The organism is Streptomyces sp. NPDC028722 (assembly GCF_040637655.1).
In the GTDB taxonomy this organism is placed as follows: Bacteria; Actinomycetota; Actinomycetes; order Streptomycetales; family Streptomycetaceae; genus Streptomyces.
The window spans coordinates 290,598-307,368 of the sequence record NZ_JBEZWU010000001.1 but is presented as its reverse complement, the minus strand read 5'-3'; the positions used below and the strand labels follow the sequence as shown (position 1 = coordinate 307,368).

Genomic DNA, 16,771 nt, shown 5'->3' with positions numbered 1-16,771 from the left:
CCAGTCTGTCGGGCCCGGCCCGCCCGGTCACTGGGCGGAGCCCCACGTCAGGGGGTGGTGCCAGGTACACCCCCGGCGCCGGCCAGGAGCCTCGCCTCCACCCGCGGGTCCAGGCCCGGGGACGGCAGGTCCGGCCGCAGCGGGACCGTGCCCCCCGACCCGGTCAGCCACCGCCAGGTGTCCGCGACCGTCTCGGCGGCCGGCCGGCACACCAGGCCCGTCGCCAGCGCCCGCGACACGTCGGCGCCGTACACCGCGGTGTGCAGTTCGCCGTCCGGCGGCACCCACACCGGCAGCTCCGTCCACGGCGCGATCCCGGCGCCGAGGATCACCTCCGGGTCGATCCAGCGCAGCTCCGCGTCCGCGCCGGTGACGTGCACGCAGGCCCGGAGCAGCTCCTCCGTCGTGGTGTGGCCGAGCGGGCTCGCCAGGTTGTACGGCCCGCTCGACTCCCGTTCCACGGCGCCCAGCAGCCAGTCGGCGAGGTCGCGCGCGTCGACGTACTGGAGGGGCATCCCGCGCGGGCCGGGCGCGAGGACGGGGCCGCCGCGGGCGATCCGGGTCAGCCACCAGGGCAGCCGGCCGATGTTCTCGTACGGGCCGAGGATCAGCCCGGCCCGGACCAGGAGGGAACCGGCGGCGCCGAAGGCCCCGACGGCGGCCAGTTCGCCGCCCAGCTTGTCCCGGGCGTAGTCCGTCGCCTCCGCGGCGGCGGCCGCGCCCTCGACCAGCGGCGCGTCCTCCGTGCCGCCCCTGGGCCGGGGCGAGGCGTACACCGACCGGCTGGAGACGTACACGTACCGCCCGGCCCGGTCGCGCAGCAGCCGGGCCGCCGCGTCCACGGCACGCGGCGCGCCCGACCAGGTGTCGACCACGGCGTCCCAGCCGCCACCGTCCGCCGCGAGCGCGGCGAGGCCGTCGGCGGCGGTACGGTCACCGTGCAACGCCCGTACACCCGACGGTGGTCGGTGCCGTCCACGGTGGAAGACGGTCACCTCCCAGCCGCGTCCGAGCGCGGCCTCCACGACGGCCCGCCCCACGAACTCCGTACCGCCCAGCACCAGAAGTCTCATGCCGGGATGGTGCCCCGTCCGGGGGCGGACCGGAACCGGACTCTGCCGAGGGCAGAGCCGGGGAGGGTCAGCGGCCCGCCGGCGGGGTGTACTTGTAGCCGACGCGGCGCACCGTCTGGATGGTCTGACGGTGCTGGGCGCCCAGCTTGCGGCGCAGCCGGGCGATGTGGACGTCGACGGTGCGGCCGTCACCGACGTGGCCGTACCCCCACACCGTGGTGACCAGCTGGTCGCGGGTGTGCACCCGGTGCGGGTGCGCCACCAGGTGCGCGAGCAGCTCGTACTCCAGGTAGGTCAGGTCGAGTTCACGGCCGTCCACGCTGGCGGTGCGCCGCACGGGGTCGATCCGCACCAGCGGCTCGGTGTCGCCGCCCTGCTCGGCCTCCGGCTGGTCCGGGACCGCGACCGGCAGGAACGGGGGCCGCTGGTCGGCCGGGACCAGCACCAGGTAGCCGACCATCGGTGGCCGGCCGGGCAGGGCGGGCAGGGTGTGCTGCGGCGCGGGCAGCCAGGTGGCGCCGGGCGGCAGGAAGTCCGCGACGTCCACCACCTCGTCCCGGTCGACGGCGCGCAGCCGGTGCCGGGTGCCGTTCTGGGCGGGGGAGTCGACGGCGGCGGTAGAGAGGGAACGGGTGGTCGCCATGAGAGGTCAGCTCTTTCGCGCGAGAGGTTCGTCGGGCAGGACGGCGGCCACGATTCGTGGTCGGGCGCGCCGGGGACGTACGTCGTTTCGCGCTGGGCCGAAGGCCGGGGGTGTACGGCTTTAGAGGGCCCGCGCGTTCGTCGCGCGGCAACACACACGGTCGAAGTCATGGTGCTGACGGGAAGGCCAGAACGGCTCGAGGTCGTGACGACCCGTCGCGGTGATCATCTGGAAGCCGGCCATGGGCCCATTGAAGCAGAGGCGCACCGCGGGCAGGAGTCTCCTCTCACTGCTTGGACGCTTCCTTGGCGTGAAGTTGACATGGCGTACGGCTACGGGGCCGGTCTGATGGCCTGGTCAGGGGCCTGGCGACCGGTCGGCGGCTCCGGAATCCCGTCTCACTCCTCGGACGGCACCGCTGCGGCAGGGGAGGCGGCGGCATGCGCGAGGGGCGCCGCCATGACGGCGGGCGCCCCTAGGAAGCGGTCGGCGGATCAGACCTGTCCGGCCTTCTCCGGCGCGGCGCAGCAGGTGTCCACCAGCAGGCGGGACACCACGTACGGGTCGACGCCGGCGTTGGCGCGGCGGTCCTCGAGGTAGCCCTTGCCGTCCTTCTCGACCTGCCACGGCATACGCACCGAGGCGCCGCGGTCGGAGACGCCGTTACGAGAACTCGTCCCACGGAGCCGTCCCGTGCAGACCCGTCAGGCCCTGGTCGATGCCGGCGCCGTAGTTCTTGACGTGGTCCAGCGGCCTGGAGCCCTCACCGAGCGACTCGCACGCGGTGACGATCGCGCCGTCGAAGATGGTGTACTCCTGCTCGATGCCGAAGACCGGCTCCTGCGCCGCGCACCGCTCCGCGACCCCGGCCGGCGCGGCCCGCGTGTGGGACGGGTGCGGGGCTATGTCCGTGTCCAGGACCTCGCGCTGCACCAGGATGTCGTCGTCGCCGCCGCGGATCGGGTCCGGGCAGGTGAGGACCGGCCGCAGCACGCAGTCCGAGGAATGGCCCCGGCCCGGTCGGTGGAGGAGGTTCACCTGGTGAGGCGCGGCCGGCCGCGGTGGGGGGCGCCGGTGTCCTGCCGTCCGTGGCCGTGGACGGCAGGACACCGCGTCGCCGGACCGGTTCCCGGTCCGGGCCTCAGCCCACCTTCTCGATCACCGCCCGCCGGATGAGGAACTTGCCGGGCTCGCGGACCTGCTCGAACGCGGCGTTGTTCAGCAGGACACAACTGCCGGAGACGGACGTCACCTTCACCGTGGTGGACTTGTTGTTGTCGAGGTTGGTGACCTTCAGGGTCGTCCCCGCCGGGAACTGGCTGCTGGACGCGGCCGGGGCCCCGCCCTCACCGGAGAGCGTCACGGTGGAGCCCTTGCACACCTGCTGACCGGAGGCCTGCTGGGCGCCCCCGGCCTGCTGCTGGGCGTCCCCGGCCTGCTGGCCGGCACCCTGCTGGGCGCCTCCCGCCTGCTGACCGCCGCCCTGCTGACCGCCGCCCTGCTGGGCGTTGCCGTTCTGCGCCGCCTGGGAGCCCTGCGCCGCCTGGGAGCCCTGCGCCGCCTGGGAGTCCTGAGCCGACTCCCCAACGGTGCAACCGGACGCCTTCTGCTGGACCTTGATCTGGTCGATGACCGCCTGCCGGTTGGTGATCCGGGCCGCCGACTGCGCGTCCGGGTTCGCCTTCTGGCCGTCGATGAACTTCTGGTTGTTGCCGAGGGCGGTGGCGAGCCCCTGGCAGACCGTCGCATCACCGGCGGACAGCGTCTTCGCCTGCGGCGGCTGCGCGGCGCCGGACGTGCCGGCCAGTGCGAAGGCCCCGCCGCCCGCCACCGCCGCGGCGCTGACGAGCAGCGCGATCTTCTTCTTCGTACCGAGACTTCGCCTGCGCGACATGCGCGCCTCCTGAACAGAGAGGGGAGCGTACGGCGCTATGTACGAGATACCGAACGGAGTGACTCAACCGTCACGGCACTGTCTCAAGTAACGTGGATCACAGCGGAGTTGAGCAGCGCTCAGCTCCGCCTGCCGCGGGAGACGGCCTCCCGTACGGCCTCCTCGGTGCGCGCGACCAGGGCCGTGCCGTCGTCGGCGGTGATGATGGGCCGCTGGATCAGCCGGGGATGCTCGGCGAGAGCCGTGATCCACCGCCCCTGCGACGCCTCGTCCCGGGCCCAGTTCCCGATCCCCAGCTCCTTGGCGACCGCCTCCTGGGTGCGGGTGATGTCCCACGGCTCCAGGCCCAGCCGCTCCAGAACGGCCCTGATCTCGTCCTCGCCCGGTACGTCCTCCAGATAGCGGCGGACGGTGTAGTCGGCCTTCTCGGCGTCCAGCAGACTCAGGGCACTACGGCACTTGGAGCAGGCCGGGTTGATCCAGATTTCCATGCGGCACACGGTACCCCGGCCCCACCTCTGTTCGAATTCACGAGACCTCGGAAGCCTCACCGGCACCTGCCGTGACGGAGCGCCAATTTCCGTCCTCACCTGCTGTTTTATCGACTCCCGCGCACCCCGGTTGTCAGTGCCCGGCAGTAGAATGGAGGCACAGTGTTCGAGGGCAGGCGCCGGACGGCCGGCGGCTGCCCCGACCGCGACAGGAGGATGCCCGTGCCCGCTGCCGCCCTGAAGCCGAAACCGTTGCCGACCCAGTCCACCGCCAAGCGATCCGTGCTGTTCGACTCGCCCTACGAGCCCGTGGCGAAGCGTCCGTTGCCGGCCGGACGGCCCCGCGAGTGGTACGTCGCGCACAACCGGCGCCTGAAGGCCATGCGCCTGGCCATAGCCCTGCTGGACTCCGGGGTCCACCTGCCGGGCGAGGCCCGTGACGAGACCATCCGCGGCACGGCCGAGCGGATCGGGATGCGTCCGCCGTCCGACACGACGTGCCGCATGGTGCGGGCGCTGATGCGTTACTCCCGCTGAGCCGGCCGGGCCGCCGGGTGCCCCGCCGGTGCGGGGCACCCGGCACCGTCACACCGTCGGCTCCCGCTCCGCCACGGCCTCCACCAGCGCCTCCACCAGCGCCGTCCGGTCCGCCGCGTGGTCGCGCAGCCACAGCCCCAGCCAGTGCTCGGCATCCGGCAGCACCAGGCGTGTGAACCGCGCGCGGGCCGACAGCGCCTCCTGCACGGCCCGGGTCACCACCGCCGGGATGACCGTGTCGGTGCCCGGGACCACCAGGACCGCCCGGCCCTCGTAGGACGAGAAGGCCGCCAGGGCGGGGGAGGTCCGCCAGCTGTCCGGGGTGCGGATGATCTCCGAGAAGCGGCCGTCACCGTCGCCGAACGGCACCTCCCACGCCTCGGGGGCGTAGACGGCGGGGGCGCACAGGCCGACGGCGACGACCCGGCGTCCGTAGTGCCGCGTCAGATCCGCGACCGTCTGGCCGCTCATGCTGAAACCGACCAGGATCAGCGGCTCGTCCGCCGGGGCGTGCGCGTCGAGCACCGCCACCGCCTGCTCGTAGCGCCGGCGCAGGCTCAGCTCGGCCGGCGCTCCCGTGCTGTCGCCGTGTCCGGAGAAGTCGAACGCCAGGGCGCGGCAGCCGCGGGCGGCGAAGTCGGCGAGCAGCGGCGACAGCCGTTCCTTGCTGCCGTTGCCGGCGCCGTGCAGCAGGACCGCCGTGGCCCGGCCGGCCGGACCGGCGCTCACCCCGCTGAGCCGTTCGCCGTCGTACGCGTAGCTGAAACCGGTGAGTTCGTCCATGCGGGTCATTCACTCACGGCGGTCCCGCGCCCGGAAAACAGGATGCACCCATGGTGACGCATTCCCTACGCTGAGCGAACGGAGGCGGCCGGCCGACACCCTCCGGCCCCATCCCCTCGACCCGCCCAAGGGAGGTCCGTCATGCGTGGCATCCTCGCGACCGGCACCGTCGTCCTGGTGCTCCTCGGATGCGGCAACCACCTCTGGTGGCTCGCCGCCGTGGCACTGCTGTACCTGTACGCGACGCACGGGCGTGGCTCGCCCGGTACGGCCCCGTCGGCCGCACCGGCCACCCAGCCCGACAGTTACCGGACCTACCGGGAGCGCCGGGACCGCCAGGCCGGATGGGAACGGCGCTACCGCCGGGAACGGCCCGCCGAGGCCCGGCGGCAGGAACAGGAGAAGGGCCGGCCGTGAGCCGGGGCGCCGCCGGACGTCACAGGCCGGGGGCGCCCCAGACCGGGAACCAGCGGCCCAGGTCAGGCTCGATCCGCAGGTCGTCCCCGAGCGCCGCCCGCACCTGGAGCTCCAGCGCGTTGTCCCGCCGCCCGCCGCCACCGGGCAGCGGGGCGAACGGGTAGAACGTGCCGCGCTTGTACAGGTAGACGAGCGCCAGCCTCCGGCCGGTGTCGTCCGTGAAACCGGCCAGGGAGCACAGCAGCTGCGGACCGAAACCGTTGGCCTCCATCGACGTGTTCACCGCGTGCAGGTCGCCCACGAGCTGCGGCAGCCGGTCGGGGGAGCGGCGGGACACCAGCCAGGAGTAGCCGTAACCGTCCCGGCACAGCTCCACCGGTGGTCCGGTGCGGTCGCTGTCCGCGTCCAGCAGCGCCCGCACCTCACGATGGGTCTGCTCGAAGGCCGCGCCCTCCACGGTAGCGAAGCACACCGCCCCGTCCCCGGTCGCCGTGAAACCGGCCCCCGCCTCGAGCGTCACGGCGGCGGAGGGCAACGCGAACAGCCGGTCGAGATCCGGCGCCACCGGTCTCGTACGGCCCAGCAGGATGTCCAGCAGGCCCACCGCTCACTCCGCCCCGCCCGGGCGGGCGGCCTCGCCCAGCTCCGCCGAGATCCGGCCGAGCTGCTCCAGCCGCTGCTCCAGGGCCGGGTGGGTGGAGAAGAACCGCTCCAGACCGGCCTTCCCGCCGGTCGCCGGGGTGAAGTAGAAGGCGTTGAACGCCTGCACCGTGCGCAGGTCCTCGGCCGGGATCCGGGCGATCTCCCCGGAGACCTTGGTGAGCGCCGACGCCAGCGCCGAGGGCCGCCCGGTGAGGAGGGCCGCCGCCCGGTCGGCCGCCAGCTCCCGGTAGCGGGACAGCGCCCGGATCAGCAGGAAGCTGAGCGCGTACACGGCCAGGGAGACGCCCAGTACGGCGGCGAGCACGGCGGCCGTGTTCTGGTCCCGCCGGCCCCCGCCCAGGATCTGCGAGTAGAGGGCGAACCGTACGACCAGACCGGCGAGCACCCCGAGGAACGACGCGATCGTGATCACGGCGACGTCCTTGTGCCGCACGTGCGACAGCTCGTGCGCCAGCACGCCCTCCAGCTCCCCGGGATCCAGCCGGCGCAGCAGCCCGGTGGTCACGCAGACCACCGCGTGCTCGGGACTGCGCCCGGTCGCGAACGCGTTCGGCATGTCCATCCGGGACACGGCGACCGCCGGCTTGGACAGGTCGGCCATCGCGCACAGCCGGTCCACCACCGCGTGCAGCTCCGGATACTCCTCGCGTTCCACGACCCGCCCGCGCATCGCGAACATGGCGATCCGGTCGGAGAACCAGAACTGCGCGACGAACATCGCCCCGATCAGGACGGCGACCAGCACCCAGGACCGCAGCAGCACGATCAGCGCGGCGACGAACCCCACGTACAGCAGCCCGAGCAGGAACAGCGTCAGACCCATGCGCACGGTCAGGCGCCGGTCGGTCCTAAAGCGGCTCTGCATGCTGCACCACCCCGCAGTCAGGCACTCGTCCCGCATCCAGTGTGCACCCGCCGGTCCCCATGAAGCGGTCCGGAACGACCCCGGGAGCGGCAAAGGGGCCGCGGCGCCGCGCCGGCCCGCCTCAGTAGGAGGAGCGCATCTGCGCGTAACCCAGCAGCACGATCACCACGGCCACGCAGCCGAGCACCACGGCCGTCGACACCCACGACGAGCGCCGCGGCACCGGTCCGGGGTCGGCGCGGAACGGCGCCGGGTCCGGCGGGTTCTCCTTCCAGCGGGCGGCGAGCATCCGGGCCCGCGCGGAGGGCTCCTTGTGTTCGGCCGAGTTCGCCCACCTGTGATCGAACTCGCGCTCCCAGTCGTCCTGTTCCGACATCCCCGTTCAACCTCTCTCGTCCGCCAGAGCCTGGAGAAATGATCCCCCGACAATAGGAAGTCCGGGAAGTGCGAAAGGTTGCGCAGGGCGAGCGGATCGGGCCGTCCGGCCCGACGACGAGACCCCGCCGCTCTCCGTGCGGAGAGGGGCGGGGCCTGGTCAGCGCTCGGGGGCGACTGTCACACGTCGAAGTACAGCTCGAACTCGTGCGGGTGCGGGCGCAGCTGGAGCGGGGCGATCTCGTTGGTGCGCTTGAAGTCGATCCACGTCTCGATCAGGTCGGGCGTGAAGACGTCGCCCTGGAGGAGGAACTCGTGGTCGGCCTCCAGGCGGTCCAGGACCGCGCCGAGGGAGGTCGGGACCTGGGCCACGTTCGCGTGCTCCTCGGGAGCCAGCTCGTAGAGGTCCTTGTCGATCGGCTCGGCCGGCTCGATCTTGTTCTTGATGCCGTCCAGACCGGCCAGCAGCAGCGCGGAGAAGGCCAGGTACGGGTTGCCGGAGGAGTCGGGGGCGCGGAACTCGACGCGCTTGGCCTTCGGGTTGGAACCGGTGATCGGGATACGCATCGCGGCCGAGCGGTTGCGCTGCGAGTACACCAGGTTGATCGGCGCCTCGAAGCCCGGCACCAGGCGGTGGTAGGAGTTCACCGTCGGGTTGGTGAAGGCCAGCAGCGACGGCGCGTGCTTGAGGATGCCGCCGATGTAGTAGCGGGCGGTGTCCGACAGGCCCGCGTAACCGGCCTCGTCGTAGAACAGCGGGTCGCCGTTGCTCCACAGCGACTGGTGCACGTGCATGCCCGAGCCGTTGTCACCGAAGATCGGCTTCGGCATGAAGGTCGCGGTCTTGCCGTTGCGCCAGGCGATGTTCTTCACGATGTACTTGAAGAGCTGGAGGTCGTCGGCGGCGGCGAGCAGCGTGTTGAACTTGTAGTTGATCTCCGCCTGGCCGGCGGTGCCCACCTCGTGGTGCTGGCGCTCGACCTTCAGGCCGGACCGCTCCAGCTCCAGGGAGATCTCGGCGCGCAGGTCGGCGAAGTGGTCGACCGGCGGGACCGGGAAGTAACCGCCCTTGTAGCGGACCTTGTACCCGCGGTTGTCCTCCACCGCACCGGTGTTCCAGGCACCCGCCTCGGAGTCGATGTGGTAGAACGACTCGTTCTCGGCGGTCCGGAAGCGCACGGAGTCGAAGACGTAGAACTCGGCCTCGGGACCGAAGTACGCGGTGTCCGCGATACCGGTCGAGGCGAGGTAGGCCTCCGCCTTCTTCGCCACGTTGCGCGGGTCACGGGAGTACTGCTCGCCCGTGATCGGGTCGTGGATGAAGAAGTTGATGTTGAGGGTCTTGTCCCGGCGGAACGGGTCGACCCGCGCGGTGGACAGGTCGGGCCGCAGGGCCATGTCCGACTCGTGAATGGCCTGGAAACCGCGGATCGAGGACCCGTCGAACGCCTGCTCGGCGTCGGGGTCGAACGCCTCGGCGGGCAACGTGAAGTGCTGCATGACGCCCGGCAGGTCGCAGAACCGGACGTCGACGAACTTGACGTCCTCGTCCGCGATGTACTTCTTGGCCTCGTCGGCGTTCTGGAACATCCAGCTCCTCCTACTCCCGACCGTCGACGCCGGGCTGGTAGATCGTTCGTGCGGCCAGTGCGGTGGCACACGCTGGTCTCGACCCTAGGGACGGGTGATTTCTCGGGCGTGACTCGTTTGTTTCACAGAAGTTAACCAGCCACCTGTCCACCGTAGCGCCGGCCACACCCCTGTGCTGTGCCCGGAACCGGGCACAGTACCGTGGACGGGTGGACAACAGGCAGGCACTCGGATCGTGGCTCTCCGGCCCCCGCGCGGCCATGGAGGACGCGGGCGCCGACTTCGGATACCGGGGCGAGCAGCTCGGTCTCCCGGAGGACGGGCCGAACTCGATCGCACGGCCCGGACGGCGGCTCGGCGCCCTCGTCGTGGACTGGGCGCTGTGCGTGCTGATCGCATACGGCCTGATCACCCACGGCTACGGCCCCGCCACCAGCAACTGGGCGCTCGGCGTCTTCTTCGTCCTGAGCGCCCTGACCGTCGGCACGGTCGGCTTCACCCCGGGCAAGCGCCTGTTCGGCATCCGGGTCGTGGCCCTGGAGACCGGCACCGTCAGCCCGGGGCGCTCGCTGCTGCGCACGGTCCTGCTGTGCCTCGCGATCCCCGCCCTGGTCTGGGACCGGGACGGCCGCGGCCTGCACGACCGGCTCGCCAGGACGGTCGAGGTCCGCATCTGACGCCCGGCGCGGCCGGGCTGCTGACGTCCGCCCCGGCCGGTATCCGGCATCCGACGCCCGGCGCCCCGGCCGGCATCCGAGCCCGGCGCCCCGGCCGGCCCCGACATCCCGGACGCCGTCCCTACGCCAGGGGCGACACCTCTGCCGGACGGCACCCGGATGCCTGCGGCCGCCCGTACGCCGGTGGCAGCACGCCTGTCGATGGCGCCAGCGTCCCGGATCCCACGGACATCGCATCCCGGACCCCACCGGCACCCCGGCTGCCACCGACTTCCCCGACGCCGCCCTCACCCCGAGGGCAGCACGCCTGTCGGCCCCCCCGTGCCCCGGGGACAGCACGCCTGTCGGACCCCCCCGTGCCCCGGGGACAGCACGCCTGTCGGACCCCGCCCGTGCCCCGAGGGCAGCACGCCTGTCGGACCCCGCCCGTACCCCGCACGGCGCGTCCCGCACCTCGCCGGACGCCGCCCGCACCCTCCGTGCGGGTGACGTCCGCCGCGTACGGGCCCGTCTCAGCCGCGGTCCAGGACCTCCGCCAGTGCCTCCCGCAGCCCGGCCTCCTGATCCGGGACGGTGCCGGGCGTGCGCCAGGCCACGAATCCGTCCGGCCGTACCAGCACCGCCCCGTCGGCCGTGACGCCGTGGGCCGCCGCCCAGTCGTCACCCTCCGTGTCGTACATCAGCCAGGCATCCGCGCCCGCACCGATCCGGTACGCCTCCAGCGGCACCCCGTCCGTGCCGGCGACGCGGCGGGCGGCGGCGTGCCAGCCGGTGCCGGCGGCCGACCCGGCGTCGCAGAGCAGCACCGGTGACCGCTCGTACAGGTCGAGCGTGGAGATCCGCTCGCCCGCGCGGCGCAGCCACAGGTGCGGGGCCCGGCTGCCCGGCTCTCCGGTCAGCCGCAGCCCGTCGGGTACGACCGGCTGGTCGGGGTCGGCGCCCACGACGGCGCCCTCGGGGTAGCGGTAGCCGAGGACCACGTTGAGGATGCCGCCGCGCTTGCCGCCGCCGATGCCGGGGGCGGGCGCGAAACCGGGGTGGCTGTGCTCGACCGAGCGGGCCGAGGCCCGGGCGCTGGTCGCCAGGGCCACCGGCCGGCGCTCGGTGTCGTACGTCCCCAGCAGGCCGGGTCCGGCCCAGCCGCCGAGCACGGCGGCCAGCTTCCAGGCCAGGTTGTGGGCGTCCTGGATGCCGGTGTTGGAGCCGAACGCGCCGGTCGGCGACATCTCGTGGGCGGAGTCGCCCGCGAGGAACACCCGGTCGGCGGCATACCGTTCGGCCACCCGTTCGGCGGCCCGCCAGGACGCCTTTCCGGTGATCTCGACATCGAGGTCCGGGGCGCCGACCGCGTGGCGGATGTGCCGCTGGAGCCGCTCCTCGGTGAACTCCTCCAGCGTCTCGCCGTGCTCCGGGTGCCAGGGGGCGTGGAAGACCCAGTTCTCCTTGTTGTCGACCGGCAGCAGCGCCCCGTCGCCCCCCGGGTCGGTGAGGTAGCAGCAGATGAAGCGCCGGTCGCCGACGATGTCGGCGAGCAGCTTGGAGCGGAAGGTGACGCTCACGTTGGCGAAGAGGTCGCCGGGGCCGTCCTGCCCGATGCCGAGCCGGCCCCGGACAGGGCTGCGCGGACCGTCGGCCGCGACCAGGTAGTCCGCGCGGACGGTGTACATCCGGTCGCTGTCGCGGTCCCGGACGTACGCCGTCACTCCTTCGGGGTCCTGCGCGAACGACTCCAGCTCGTGGAAGTACCGCAGGTCGCCGCCGAGCGCGCGGGCCCCCTTCACGAGGACCGGCTCCAGGTCGTTCTGGCTGCACAGGCACCACCCCGTGGGGCTGAATCTCGCGAGCCCGCCGCCCGGATCGATCTCCTTGAACAGCCATTCGCCGGCGTCACCGACCAGGCTCGGGGTCTGGAGGATGCCGTGGTTGTCCGCGAGGAGCGAGGCCGCCTCCTTGATGCCGGGCTCGACGCCGGCCCCCCGGAACAGCTCCATCGTCCGCACGTTGTTGCCGCGTCCGCGCGGGTGGACCGAGGTCCCGGAGTGCCGCTCGACGAGCATGTGCCGTACGCCGAGACGGCCCAGGAACAGGGACATGGACAGGCCCACCAGAGAGCCGCCCACGACGAGGACGGGAACCTGGTGATCGGCTTTCTGCTGCATCGAGGCTCCTGAGACAGGGGTGGGGTGTGGGGGGTGTCGCAGTGTCCATGCCCGGTGGGAGGGGTTCCGCGTGCGCAATCACCCGCGTGGTTCACGCGAGTCGCGCGCATCGGGGGACCGGCACAGGATCAGAAAGCGCTGACGTCGCGTCATCGGCGGCCGGCGTTCGGCTCTGCCCCCCGTGAAGGAGATGTGCGCAGTATGACCACCACATCGGAAAAGGTTTCGGAACAGCTGACGCGACACGTGTCGAAGCGGGTCTCCCAGTCCGTGTTCGACGGCTCCCGCCTCCGGGTCGTCCTGCTGGTGGACGTACACGACGGCGCCCAGCAGCAGTTCCTGGAGGCTTACGAACAACTGTGCAGTCAGGTCGCGTCCGTGCCCGGCCACGTCAGCGACCAGCTGTGCCAGTCCATCGAGAACCCCTCCCAGTGGCTCATCACCAGCGAGTGGGAGAGCGCCCCGCCGTTCCTCGCCTGGGTGAACAGCGAGGAGCACGTGCGGATGGTGGAACCGCTCCACAGCTGCGTGCGGGACACCCGCTCGCTGCGCTTCCACGTCGTCCGCGAGACGGGCGGCGACGCCGCCGCGGCCAGCACGGCCCAGCGCCGGCTCCAGACGTCCCCGCGGATCGGCGACGGCGTGATCCGGCACGCGCTCACCTTCACGGTGAAGCCGGGCAGCGAGCCGGAGGTCGCGAAGATCCTCGCGGACTACGCCTCGCCCGAGGCGCGGGTCGACGAGACCACCCGTCTGATGCGCACCTCCCTGTTCATGCACGGCAACCGGGTCGTGCGGGCCATCGAGGTCCGCGGCGACCTGCTCGCCGCCCTGCGCCACGTCGCCCGGCAGCCCGAGGTCCGGGCCGTCGAGGAGGCCATCAACCCGTACCTGGAGCAGGCGCGGGACCTCGACGACCAGGAGTCCGCGCGGGTGTTCTTCACCCGGGCGGCGCTGCCGGCCGTCCACCACGTCAGCGCGGACGAACTGCCCGAGGGCGAGCGGCACGCGCTGTACTACCCCGCCCGGCCGGGCAGCGGGATGCAGCTGGCCGAGCTGCTCGCCCGGCAGGACGAGGAGGCGGCGGAGGACCCGGGCAGCCCGGTCCTGCGCAGCACGATCTTCCAGCGCGACGACGTCGTCGTCCGGCTGATCGACGTGCGCCCCGGCCCGGGCGCCGACGCAGCCCTGCCGCGACGCGCGGCGCAGGCCCCGCTGGACGCCCTGCTGGACGGCGACGCCGTCCGCATGGAACTCATCACCGACCGCCGCTCGCCGGTCGCCTGACTGTCAGGCGCAGCACACCCACGGAGGAACGTCGTGATCAAACCCCTTCCGAAGATCGTGGACCTCAGCGAGGTCGAGCACAACACCCGGCGCGGCGGCGATCTGCGCGCCATGCTCACCCCGGCCACGGTGGGCTCCACCAGCGGATTCATGGGCGTGGCCCTCATCCAGCCCGGCGAGCGCATCGGTGAGCACTACCACCCGTACTCCGAGGAGTTCGTGTACGTCGTCTGCGGGGAGCTGGAGGTGGACCTCGACGGCGAGCCGCACCCGCTCCGGCCGGAGCAGGGGCTGATGATCCCCCTCAACATGCGCCACCGCTTCCGCAACGTGGGCGACGTGGAGGCGCGGATGGTCTTCCACCTGGGCCCGCTGGCCCCTCGCCCCAACCTGGGACACGTCGACACGGAGGAGACGGAGGTCATCGGGGCCGCCGCGGTGGTCACGGAGCCCGCTGCGGCCGGTGCCGCCCCCGCCCGGGGTCAGGTCCGGTCATGACCCGGCGCGTGGCGGTCACTGGCATAGGCATCGTCGCCCCGGGCGGCATCGGCGTACCGGCTTTCTGGGACCTGCTCGCCAACGGCCGGACCGCGACGCGGGGCATCACCTTCTTCGACCCCTCGGGACTGCGGTCGCGCATCGCGGCGGAGTGCGACTTCGACCCGCTGGCACACGGCCTGGACGAGGAGCAGGCCGCACGCGCGGACCGGTACATCCAGTTCGCGCTGGTCGCCGGGGCGGAGGCGATCCGGGACTCGGGCCTGGACCTGGCCCGGGAGGACCCGTGGCGGGTCGGGGTGTCCCTGGGCACCGCGGTCGGCGGCACCACCCGGCTGGAGCACGACTACGTCCTGGTCAGCAACCGCGGGGAGCACTGGGACGTCGACCACCGGCAGGCGGAGCCGTACCTGCACCGGGCGTTCTCGCCCAGCACGGTCGCCTCCGCGGTGGCGGAACGGTTCGGCGCCCAGGGTCCGGTGCAGACCGTCTCCACCGGCTGCACCTCCGGCCTGGACGCGGTCGGGTACGCCTTCCACAGCGTCGAGGAGGGCCGGGCGGACATCTGCATAGCGGGTGCCTCCGACTCCCCGATCTCCCCGATCACCATGGCCTGCTTCGACGCGATCAAGGCCACGTCCTCCAACAACGACGACCCCGCCCACGCCTCCCGGCCCTTCGACAACAACCGTGACGGCTTCGTCATGGGCGAGGGCGGCGCGGTGCTCGTCCTGGAGGAACTGGAACACGCCAGGGCCCGCGGCGCCCACGTGTACTGCGAACTGGGCGGCTACGCCACCTTCGGCAACGCCTACCACATGACCGGCCTGACCAGCGAGGGCCTGGAGATGGCGCGAGCCATCGAACTGGCCCTCGACCACGCCCGGCTGGACCCGACGGCGATCGACTACGTCAACGCGCACGGCTCCGGCACCCGGCAGAACGACCGCCACGAGACGGCGGCCGTGAAGCGGGCGCTCGGCCCGCACGCCTACGACACCCCGATGAGTTCCATCAAGTCGATGGTGGGCCACTCCCTCGGCGCGATCGGTGCGATCGAGGTCGTCGCCTGTGTGCTGGCCCTGGCCGAGCAGGTCGTACCGCCGACCGCCAACTACGACACCCCCGACCCCGAGTGCGACCTGGACTACGTCCCGCGTGTCGCCCGCGAACGGAAGCTCTCCAGCGTCCTGTCCGTGGGCAGCGGGTTCGGCGGCTTCCAGTCCGCCGTGGTCCTGACCCGGACGAGGGAGAGGACACCATGAGCGAACCGCACGACCGGCGCGCGGTCATCACCGGCATCGGGGTGGTCGCGCCGAACGGCACCAGCACCGACACCTTCTGGAAGGCCACCCAGGAAGGACTCAGCGTCCTCGGCCCGGTCACCCGCGAGGGCTGTGAGCACCTTCCGCTGAAGGTGGCCGGCGAGGTCCGCGGCTTCGACCCGGCGGCGACGATCGAGGAGCGCTTCCTCGTCCAGACCGACCGGTTCACGCACTTCGCCATGGCCGCGGCCGACTTCGCGCTGGACGACGCACGGCTCGGGCAGGCCGACGCCGCCGAGGCGCCCTACTCCATCGGCGTGGTGACGGCGGCCGGTTCCGGCGGCGGCGCGTTCGGCCAGCGCGAACTCCAGCGGCTGTGGAGCAAGGGCAGCCGGTTCGTCGGCCCCTACCAGTCCATCGCCTGGTTCTACGCCGCCAGCACCGGCCAGATCTCCATCCGCCGCAAGTTCAAGGGCCCCTGCTCGGTCGTCGCCTCCGACGAGGCCGGCGGTCTGGACGCCCTGGCGCACGCGGCACGGGCGGTACGGCGCGGCACCGACGTCATCGTGGCCGGTTCCACCGAGGCGCCGCTGGCGCCGTACTCGGTGGTGTGCCAGCTCGGTTACGAGGAGCTGAGCACCGTCGCCGACCCGTCCCGCGCCTACCGGCCGTTCACCGAGGACGCCTGCGGGTTCGTGCCGGCCGAGGGCGGCGCGATGCTCGTGGTGGAGGCGGAGACGGCGGCCCGGGAACGCGGCGCGGACATCCGCGCCCGCCTCGCGGGACACGCGGCGACCTTCACCGGCGCCTCCCGCTGGGCGGAGTCCCGCGAGGGGCTCGCCCAGGCGATCCGCGGCGCCCTGGCCGACGCGGACTGCGCCCCGGAGGAGGTCGACGTCGTCTTCGCCGACGCCCTCGGGGTACCGGAGGCCGACCGTGCCGAGGCGCTGGCCGTCGCCGACGTCCTCGGGGCGCACGGCCGGCGCGTGCCCGTCACGGCGCCCAAGACCGGGACCGGCCGCGGCTACTGCGCGGCACCGGTGCTGGACACCGCGGCGGCCGTGCTGGCACTGGAGCACGGCCTGATCCCGCCCACCCCGGGTGTCGTCGCCGCCTGCTACGACCTCGACCTCGTGACCGGCCGCGCCCGGCCCGCCGAGTTGCGTACGGCGCTGGTCCTCAGCCGGGGCCTCATGGGGTCGAACTCGGCACTCGTCGTCCGCCACGGCGCCGACGGATGAGCCGCGCCTCCGCCCTTCCAGCAGCACACCAGCAGCAAAGGAGAAGGAATCGCCATGAGTGACCGCATCACCGTGGAAGAGCTGTCCGAACTCATGAAGAAGGCCGCCGGAGTCACCGTCTCCGCGGAGGAGCTCCAGCAGATGTACGACTCCGGCTTCGACGCCCTCGGCGTCGACTCGCTCGGCCTGCTCGGCATCGTCGGCGAGCTGGAGAACCGGCACGGGGCCCCGATGCCCACCGACGCGGAGCGTTCCAGGACGCCCCGCCAGTTCCTCGACCTCGTCAACAGCGCACTGCCCGCGGGAGCCTGAC

General features: G+C 72.6%; 18 protein-coding genes and 1 pseudogene. 8 read left to right on the top strand and 11 right to left on the bottom strand.

Translation table 11 applies throughout. The features are described from left to right. Window positions 1-47 precede the first annotated feature (47 nt). The 5 genes and pseudogenes from AB0F03_RS01370 to AB0F03_RS01350 form a co-directional block, all read right to left on the bottom strand. A complete protein-coding gene (locus tag AB0F03_RS01370; protein WP_361985101.1) occupies window positions 48-1,073 on the bottom strand; it encodes an NAD-dependent epimerase/dehydratase family protein in 1,026 nt (341 codons plus the stop codon). Between the two features lie 67 nt (window positions 1,074-1,140). Then, window positions 1,141-1,716 carry a winged helix-turn-helix domain-containing protein gene (locus AB0F03_RS01365; protein WP_361985098.1) on the bottom strand — a complete coding sequence of 192 codons (576 nt, stop codon included), beginning with the start codon at window positions 1,714-1,716 and terminating at the stop codon, window positions 1,141-1,143. Between the two features lie 494 nt (window positions 1,717-2,210). Beyond that, window positions 2,211-2,727, bottom strand: a pseudogene (locus tag AB0F03_RS01360) (hypothetical protein); the annotation flags it as partial. A 130-nt stretch (window positions 2,728-2,857) separates the two neighbouring features. Then, window positions 2,858-3,610 carry a hypothetical protein gene (locus tag AB0F03_RS01355; protein ID WP_361985095.1) on the bottom strand — a complete coding sequence of 251 codons (753 nt, stop codon included), beginning with the start codon at window positions 3,608-3,610 and terminating at the stop codon, window positions 2,858-2,860. Window positions 3,611-3,729: 119 nt separating this feature from the next. Then, a complete protein-coding gene (locus AB0F03_RS01350; RefSeq protein ID WP_361985092.1) occupies window positions 3,730-4,101 on the bottom strand; it encodes an arsenate reductase family protein in 372 nt (123 codons plus the stop codon). A gap of 222 nt (window positions 4,102-4,323) precedes the next feature. On the opposite strand from AB0F03_RS01350, the gene AB0F03_RS01345 reads away from it, so the two are divergent. Next, on the top strand, window positions 4,324-4,638 hold the full coding sequence (locus AB0F03_RS01345) for a hypothetical protein (protein WP_356825240.1): 315 nt from the start codon (window positions 4,324-4,326) through the stop codon (window positions 4,636-4,638). A gap of 48 nt (window positions 4,639-4,686) precedes the next feature. Here AB0F03_RS01345 and AB0F03_RS01340 read toward each other — a convergent pair whose 3' ends face one another. After that, window positions 4,687-5,430, bottom strand: a complete 744-nt coding sequence (locus tag AB0F03_RS01340; RefSeq protein WP_361985089.1) for an alpha/beta fold hydrolase — start codon at window positions 5,428-5,430, stop codon at window positions 4,687-4,689. 132 nt (window positions 5,431-5,562) lie between these two features. Between AB0F03_RS01340 and AB0F03_RS01335 the strand changes: the two genes are divergently transcribed. Continuing rightward, window positions 5,563-5,838: a hypothetical protein gene (locus AB0F03_RS01335; protein ID WP_361985086.1), complete on the top strand. Its 276-nt coding sequence runs from the start codon at window positions 5,563-5,565 to the stop codon at window positions 5,836-5,838. 19 nt (window positions 5,839-5,857) lie between these two features. Here the strand turns inward: AB0F03_RS01335 and AB0F03_RS01330 are convergent, their stop codons facing one another. The 4 genes from AB0F03_RS01330 to glnA all read right to left on the bottom strand — a co-directional run bounded on the left by AB0F03_RS01330 (window position 5,858) and on the right by glnA (window position 9,331). Next, window positions 5,858-6,442, bottom strand: a complete 585-nt coding sequence (locus tag AB0F03_RS01330) for a hypothetical protein (RefSeq protein WP_361985083.1) — start codon at window positions 6,440-6,442, stop codon at window positions 5,858-5,860. Window positions 6,443-6,445: 3 nt separating this feature from the next. Beyond that, complete coding sequence (gene htpX / locus AB0F03_RS01325) at window positions 6,446-7,366, bottom strand: zinc metalloprotease HtpX (RefSeq protein ID WP_361985080.1); 921 nt, start codon at window positions 7,364-7,366, stop codon at window positions 6,446-6,448. A 121-nt stretch (window positions 7,367-7,487) separates the two neighbouring features. After that, window positions 7,488-7,742: a hypothetical protein gene (locus AB0F03_RS01320; protein ID WP_361985077.1), complete on the bottom strand. Its 255-nt coding sequence runs from the start codon at window positions 7,740-7,742 to the stop codon at window positions 7,488-7,490. 179 nt (window positions 7,743-7,921) lie between these two features. Beyond that, entirely contained in the window at window positions 7,922-9,331 is a 1,410-nt protein-coding gene (gene glnA / locus AB0F03_RS01315) for a type I glutamate--ammonia ligase (RefSeq protein ID WP_361985074.1), read from the bottom strand. A 209-nt stretch (window positions 9,332-9,540) separates the two neighbouring features. On the opposite strand from glnA, the gene AB0F03_RS01310 reads away from it, so the two are divergent. Then, window positions 9,541-10,008 (top strand): RDD family protein, encoded by a 468-nt coding sequence (locus AB0F03_RS01310; protein ID WP_361985071.1) that lies wholly within the window; start codon window positions 9,541-9,543, stop codon window positions 10,006-10,008. Window positions 10,009-10,520: 512 nt separating this feature from the next. On the opposite strand, the gene AB0F03_RS01305 is transcribed toward AB0F03_RS01310, so the two are convergent. Then, window positions 10,521-12,167, bottom strand: coding sequence for an FAD-dependent monooxygenase (locus AB0F03_RS01305; RefSeq protein ID WP_361985069.1), 1,647 nt, complete (start codon window positions 12,165-12,167; stop codon window positions 10,521-10,523). 201 nt (window positions 12,168-12,368) lie between these two features. Between AB0F03_RS01305 and AB0F03_RS01300 the strand changes: the two genes are divergently transcribed. The 5 genes from AB0F03_RS01300 to AB0F03_RS01280 are packed head-to-tail and all read left to right on the top strand — an operon-like array spanning window position 12,369 to window position 16,770. Next, window positions 12,369-13,454: a SchA/CurD-like domain-containing protein gene (locus AB0F03_RS01300; protein ID WP_361985066.1), complete on the top strand. Its 1,086-nt coding sequence runs from the start codon at window positions 12,369-12,371 to the stop codon at window positions 13,452-13,454. 33 nt (window positions 13,455-13,487) lie between these two features. Next, window positions 13,488-13,952 carry a cupin domain-containing protein gene (locus tag AB0F03_RS01295; protein WP_361985063.1) on the top strand — a complete coding sequence of 155 codons (465 nt, stop codon included), beginning with the start codon at window positions 13,488-13,490 and terminating at the stop codon, window positions 13,950-13,952. Continuing rightward, window positions 13,949-15,217, top strand: a complete 1,269-nt coding sequence (locus AB0F03_RS01290) for a beta-ketoacyl-[acyl-carrier-protein] synthase family protein (protein WP_361985060.1) — start codon at window positions 13,949-13,951, stop codon at window positions 15,215-15,217. The genes AB0F03_RS01295 and AB0F03_RS01290 overlap by 4 nt, the downstream gene beginning before the upstream one ends. Further along, complete coding sequence (locus AB0F03_RS01285) at window positions 15,214-16,458, top strand: ketosynthase chain-length factor (RefSeq protein WP_361985057.1); 1,245 nt, start codon at window positions 15,214-15,216, stop codon at window positions 16,456-16,458. Before AB0F03_RS01290 ends, AB0F03_RS01285 begins: the two co-directional genes overlap by 4 nt. Window positions 16,459-16,512: 54 nt before the next feature. Further along, entirely contained in the window at window positions 16,513-16,770 is a 258-nt protein-coding gene (locus AB0F03_RS01280; protein ID WP_361985054.1) for an acyl carrier protein, read from the top strand. Window position 16,771 lies beyond the last annotated feature (1 nt).